This window comes from Photorhabdus heterorhabditis (assembly GCF_001280945.1).
GTDB lineage: Bacteria > Pseudomonadota > Gammaproteobacteria > Enterobacterales > Enterobacteriaceae > Photorhabdus > Photorhabdus heterorhabditis.
In genome coordinates this window covers 1-411 of the sequence record NZ_LJCS01000245.1, presented here as the reverse complement: position 1 = coordinate 411, position 411 = coordinate 1, and the positions used below count along the sequence as shown (strand labels likewise).

The 411-nt window shown below is 50.1% G+C and carries 1 pseudogene; it reads left to right on the top strand.

Features of this window, described 5'->3' with window-relative positions:
* Nucleotides 1-411, top strand: a pseudogene (locus tag AM629_RS24170) (hypothetical protein); the annotation flags it as partial.

Genomic DNA, 411 nt, shown 5'->3' with positions numbered 1-411 from the left:
GTGTCGGCAGTTTGAGCGGGATCAGATAAGTGGATATGAAACGCTGGAAACCCAAATACAATACGGCTACTACACTTCTGGCGGAGCCTATCTGTCGGGTCATCCCGGGACTGTGGATACCGGGCGTGAGTTAGACAGTTCGACATTAAAACGGCAGGTACAGGAATGTTGGTCAGATTACGAGAAGTACATCGACCGTGAGAAAGAAAAAGCATTTATGGACCGGTTCACCACCGACCTGACGCGGTACGACAACACCATTATCTCCCCGATGACCGAAATGTATCTGGACTGGCTGAAAAGCCAGACCCTGCTGGACTATTTTGACCATAACTTTGACAGCACGGACGATTACAGCGGCGCGCTGTTTACCCAGTCGGTTCATGATTGTGTTTACGGGATGCAGGACAA